Consider the following 5,317-nt stretch of genomic DNA (forward strand, 5'->3'; position numbering starts at 1 on the left):
CGACGGAACCGCGACGGAACTCGACATGCCGACGGGTGTCGCCTCGTTCACCAGTTACGGCGACGCCGCTCTCGTCGACGACAGTCGTGTGTTGGTCCAAGGAACGACGCCGACGCAGCGACCCGCGCTGCTCGTCCACGACCTCGAATCGGGGGCGACGGAGACGCTCATCGAACCCGTCTACGGCGATATCGACCCCGAGACGTTCATTGACGCCGAATACGTGACGTTCGAGTCCCACGACGGAACCGAAATCGGCGGACTGCTGTACGATTCCGGCGAGCGCCCGTCCAAGGCGGTCGTGAAGGTTCACGGCGGTCCGGCGTCACAGGACCTGCGGAGCTTCAAACGGCGAACGCAGTTCTTCCTCGATCGGGGCTACACGGTTCTGGAGATTAACTATCGTGGCTCCACCGGACGCGGCCGTGAGTTCAAAAACAGCCTCATCGGCGACTGGGGCGGTGCCGAACAGGACGACGTCGCCGAAGGGGCGCGATGGCTCCGTAACAAGGATTGGGTCGACGAGGACGAAGTCGTCGTGTACGGAGGATCCTACGGCGGGTACAGCGCGTACTGGCAGATGGTTCGGTATCCCGAACTGTACACGGCGGGCATCGCGTGGGTCGGCGTGACCGACCTCCACGACATGCACGAGAACACGATGCCGCACTTCCAGACCGGCCTGATGGAGAAGTACATGGACGACCCGGAGGAGAACCACGACCTCTACCGGGAACGAAGTCCGGTCGAGTACACGGAAAACCTCAGTTCCCCGTTACTCATGGTCCACGGCGTGAACGACCGCCGCGTCCCGGTCTCGCAAGCGAGACTGTTCCGGGACGCGCTAGAGGAGGACGGCTTCGTGAAAGGCGAGGACGAAGATTTCGAGTACGTCGAACTGGGTGAGGAGGGACACGGAAGCACCGACATCGAACAGAAGATCCGCTCGATGGAACTTGTGGCCGACTTCCTCGACCGGCGGATGGCGGCGAACTAAGTATCGTCTTCACCGTTCACCCACGACCGCCAACCCGCGTGCCGTCATCCGTTCGAATTCGGTCGGCCACTCCGCGACGATTCCTTGCCACGTCGTTCCCGCGTTCTCCGTTTTGAACGGGCCGCGGTTGTTGACGGCGAACACTTCGTCGCCGGATGTCCCCCGCTCGAACACGGTTCGTGTAACTCCTTCACCCGTCGGGAGGCCGTCCAGTCGCTCCCACCGCTCGCCGTCGCGCTTGCGGTAGACGGCCGAATCCGCGGAATCGACGTTATGTGCACTGCGCGGGCCGGTCGCGCTGGAGAGCAGGACGATGCTTGGTTCGTCGGGTGCGAGTGCAACGCTCCAGCAGTAACGATGGTCGAGACCTTCCTGCGGGCACTCCCACGTATCACCGGCGTTTTCGGATTCGGCGTAGCCGTCCCCCGCGGCCGACCAAACTCGTCCCGGAGCCTCCGGGTGTGTCGTGAGCGAGTGGTTGTCCACGCGGGCGGTCGGTACTTTGTCCTCCCACGTCTCGCCCGCGTCGTACGTCTGAACGAGCGCTCCGGCCTCGATTCCGACGTAGAGGTGGTCTGGGTCGTACGGATCTGGTTCGATCCAGCGGACGTGGTGTGTGTGGGGACGCGGCGGGAACGACCAGTTCGGTTCGGACGGGAGATCGGTCAATCCCTCCCGCTTCTCCCACGAATCACCGCCGTCCGTGCTTCGGTAGACGGCGCTCGGTTCCGTACCGACCCAGACTGTGTCCGGGTCCGTCGGGTTGACGGCGAGCGACATCACCGACTCACGAATCGTCCCGTCGCCGACCGAGTGGAACGACTCACCGCCGTCCTCGCTCCGGAAGAGACCGGCGTCGAACGTGCCACAGAAGACCCGCTCCCCGGTCGCGACGACGCACTCCAAATCGTGGTCCGTCAACCGCACCGCCGCCGTTTCGGTCCCGTCCGTGACGAACAGTCCGTTTCGCATCGCGGCATACAGTCGCATACTTGAACGACGGGTCTGAACCGCCTGAATCTACCCCTAAATAGTATGTAATCCTACTTGATTCTGCTTCAGGAAACCCTTTATCCACTCCTTTTCGTACTCGAATTCGGACACGATGTTGCGCGGGTCGCGGCCGGCGGCGGCGTCGTCCTCGTCGGACTCACGTCGATCTATCTCTGGGAGTCACCCGTCGAGAGCGATACCGAAACGCCCAGTTCGTCGTAGTTCACTCGACGGTGCGCGGTGGCTTCCCCTCCCGCCTCGTGATGTACCCCGCGATCTTGTTTCGAACGCTCTTCGAGTCCACGTTCGTCAGCGCCGTCACGCTCTCCTTGTTCCGGTCGAAGTCGTCCGTGAACGCCTCGGGGTATCGTTCCAGGAGAACGGTCGCTACTTTTTTGACGTAATCGGGTTGGACTGGCATTGGAAGGTCGTCAACCTACGCCGGGAAAACCGTTGGGGAGGCGGGACGATTCGTAGCGAACCCGTCGTCTTTTGGTGGTCGGCCGAAAAGGAGACCCCATGAACGCAGACGATGTCGCGGAACTCATCGAAACAGGACTGGAAGATGCGGACGTCACGGTCACCCATCCACGCGGTGTGCACGACGAGGATCACCTCGCTGCGACGGTTATCTCGCCGGCATTCGACGGGAAAACGCTGGTCGAACAGCACCAGATGGTGTACGACACGCTCGGGGAGCACATGACGACGGACATCCACGCGCTCGAACTGAAGACGTACACGCCCGAAGAGTACGACGAGTAAATCGGTATCCTCGACCGGTCGCGGCGTTCGAACGACGCAACTAATGAATCTGACGAGTAACGACCTCCTCGCCGCTGTTAGAAGGAAAAGGACGACCGAGTAGATGAGAAACGGAAAGCTGGGTTAGCGGTTCGGAAGCGTCGCTTCTTGATCGAGGCGGCGGTTACGAAGCGCCGCCCCTGTTTCTGTGTCGAACAGGTGTATCGCGTCCTCCGGGATTCGGGCCACGACTTCCTGACCCTCCTCGATGCTTCGCATGCCGCTTAGCGTGGCGACGAACGTCTGGCGTTCCTCCATCGTTTTCGATTCGTCGGCATCGGCAAATCGGAGGTAGACGTTGTTCTCGTTCCCCATCGGTTCCACGACGTCCACGACCGTTTCGAAATCGTGTTCGTCGCTGCCGTTGGAGACGAGTTCCACGTCCTCCGGTCGAACGCCGAGCGTCACGTTCGTCGAATCGCCGAGTTCGTTCGCCGTCTCGGCCGACAGCGCGTAATCGAACTGCTCGCCGACGAGTTTCGACCCGTCCCGCTCCATCTCGAAGAAATTCATCGACGGCTCGCCGATGAATCCCGCGACGAAGAGGTTCGCCGGTTGGTGGTACGCCTCGATCGGCGTGGCGACCTGCTGGAGTTTCCCGTCGTTCAGGATGGCGATCCGGTCGCCCATCGTCATCGCTTCCGTTTGATCGTGGGTGACGTACACCGTCGTCACGCCGAGGTCCTCCTGAAGCCGCTGGAGTTCGGTCCGCATCTGCGAGCGAAGTTTGGCGTCCAGGTTCGACAACGGCTCGTCCATCAGGAACACTTCCGGGTCACGGACGATGGCGCGGCCGAGTGCGACGCGCTGTTGTTGCCCGCCGGAGAGTTCGCCCGGTTTCCGGTCGAGCAACTCCGGCATGCCGAGCATTTCGGCCGTCTCCTCGACGAGCGAGTTCATCTCGGCTTTCCCCATGTCGGTGGACTCTTCGAGTCCGAACCGCATGTTCTCCCGCACTGTCATGTGCGGGTACAGCGCGTAGGACTGGAACACCATCGCGATGTCCCGTTCGCCCGGCTTCTTCTCGTTCATTCGCTCCCCACCGAGGCGCATCTCGCCGCTGGTTATCGTCTCCAAGCCCGCAACCATGCGGAGCGTGGTCGATTTCCCACAGCCGGATGGGCCGACGAGTACGAGAAACTCGCCGTCGTCGATATCCACCGTGAAATCGGAGACCGCGACGATTTCGCCGCCACCGCCCTCACGGAACACCTTCGTCACACCGTCCATTTCGAGGTTCGTCATTGTGTAATCACCCTGTTGTGTGAACTGCTATCTGTTACTCGAACGTTCAGTACTCGCTTCACAAGTACGTTCATGTTGCGACCCCCTCCGCGAACTGGTCGCCGAACATGATGTACACCAGCAACGTCGGGAAGGCGGCGATGAACGCGCCAGCCATTCGGATACCGAACCCGACGTTCGTGAGGCTCGCGCCGAGCTGTGCCAGCGGAATCGTCACCGGGGATGCCGGTCCCGGACCCATCACGACCAGCGCGAACAGGAGGTCGTTCCAGACCTGCGTGAACTGGTAGATGAGCGTCACTGCGAACATCGGGCCGGACAGCGGCAGGATGATTCGACGATAGATGCCGAACGCGCTCGCACCGTCGAGCTCCGCCGCCTCCAACATTTCCGTCGGGATGTCCTTGTAGTACGTCCGGAACAGGAGCAGCGTGATGGGTATCCCGTAGGCGACGTGTGAGATTATCAGTTCGATCAGTTGACCGTACGTCCCGAACAAGTTGTGAATCGGGAAGTAGATCGCCCAGAACTGCGAGAGCGGAATCAACACCGCCTGATACGGGATGAAGATCCCGGCGATGAACAGCGTCAAAAACGCCGCTTTGTACCGCCACGTGAGGTTCGTCAACCCGTACGCCGTGATGCTTCCGATGAACGCCGATAGCACCGTCGCGGGAATCGCGAGGATGAAGCTGTTGATGAGTCCCGAGGCGAGTTGGGAGAACGCATCGCTCCAGTGAACGAACGTGAATCCCGACGGCCCCGGCGGGAAGTACGGGAGCGATCCGAGAGCGTCGGTCTTGAGCGACGTCATGAGCCCCGTCTCTATCGGGAGGAGATACAGTAACACCAGCGCGACCACTGTCGCGTAGAGGAGGATACGGGAGTATCCCATCTTCGATAGATTGCTTACATCGAATACGGACGTGTCGCTCGAATCAGTTGCCATGGTTATAGCTCACCTCGTTTGTACTGGTACGTGAGATACGGCGCGATGACGACGAGCGCGAGCAGGAACAGCATGATGCCGATGGCCGCCGCGTACGCCGTGTTGTTCGGCGAACCGAACGCCTGTCGCACCATCATCGTCGCCAGGATGTCCGACCCCTTCGGCGGGTAGTACGACCCGGTCAGCGAGTAGAGGAAGTCGAACGCCTTCAGCCCGAACACCATCAGAACGACCGAGGCGCTGATCGTTGCGCCTTTCAGTTGTGGGATCACGACCCGTCGATACAGCCGATACGTCGATGCACCGTCGACCCGTGCAGCCTCGAAGTG

7 protein-coding genes are annotated in these 5,317 nt (G+C 61.2%); 2 read left to right on the forward strand and 5 right to left on the reverse strand.

The genetic code is table 11. The annotated features are described in order from the left end of the window. Positions 1-997 (forward strand): alpha/beta hydrolase family protein (locus WBV42_RS19040; protein WP_423987432.1); only part of this gene is annotated, 997 nt, incomplete at its 5' end. A gap of 9 nt (positions 998-1,006) precedes the next feature. Here the strand turns inward: WBV42_RS19040 and WBV42_RS19045 are convergent. Continuing rightward, positions 1,007-1,987, reverse strand: a complete 981-nt coding sequence (locus WBV42_RS19045) for a WD40/YVTN/BNR-like repeat-containing protein (protein ID WP_423987433.1) — start codon at positions 1,985-1,987, stop codon at positions 1,007-1,009. A gap of 226 nt (positions 1,988-2,213) precedes the next feature. Beyond that, the gene (locus tag WBV42_RS19050) at positions 2,214-2,411 is read right to left on the reverse strand and encodes a 30S ribosomal protein S17e (protein ID WP_253226138.1); all 198 of its coding nucleotides are present in this window, start codon (positions 2,409-2,411) and stop codon (positions 2,214-2,216) included. A gap of 98 nt (positions 2,412-2,509) precedes the next feature. Here WBV42_RS19050 and WBV42_RS19055 point away from each other — a divergent pair, with 98 nt between their 5' ends. Next, positions 2,510-2,755 (forward strand): BolA family protein, encoded by a 246-nt coding sequence (locus WBV42_RS19055; RefSeq protein ID WP_423987434.1) that lies wholly within the window; start codon positions 2,510-2,512, stop codon positions 2,753-2,755. A gap of 123 nt (positions 2,756-2,878) precedes the next feature. Here the strand turns inward: WBV42_RS19055 and WBV42_RS19060 are convergent, their stop codons facing one another. From WBV42_RS19060 to WBV42_RS19070, 3 genes are all read right to left on the reverse strand, one after another. After that, positions 2,879-4,039 (reverse strand): ABC transporter ATP-binding protein, encoded by a 1,161-nt coding sequence (locus tag WBV42_RS19060; protein ID WP_423987435.1) that lies wholly within the window; start codon positions 4,037-4,039, stop codon positions 2,879-2,881. A gap of 70 nt (positions 4,040-4,109) precedes the next feature. Further along, the gene (locus WBV42_RS19065; RefSeq protein WP_423987436.1) at positions 4,110-4,988 is read right to left on the reverse strand and encodes a carbohydrate ABC transporter permease; all 879 of its coding nucleotides are present in this window, start codon (positions 4,986-4,988) and stop codon (positions 4,110-4,112) included. 2 nt (positions 4,989-4,990) lie between these two features. Next, positions 4,991-5,317, reverse strand: a 327-nt coding sequence (locus tag WBV42_RS19070) for a carbohydrate ABC transporter permease (RefSeq protein WP_423987437.1), incomplete at its 5' end; no start/stop codon positions are given.

This window comes from Haladaptatus sp. (assembly GCF_049589095.1).
Taxonomy (GTDB): domain Archaea; phylum Halobacteriota; class Halobacteria; order Halobacteriales; family Haladaptataceae; genus Haladaptatus.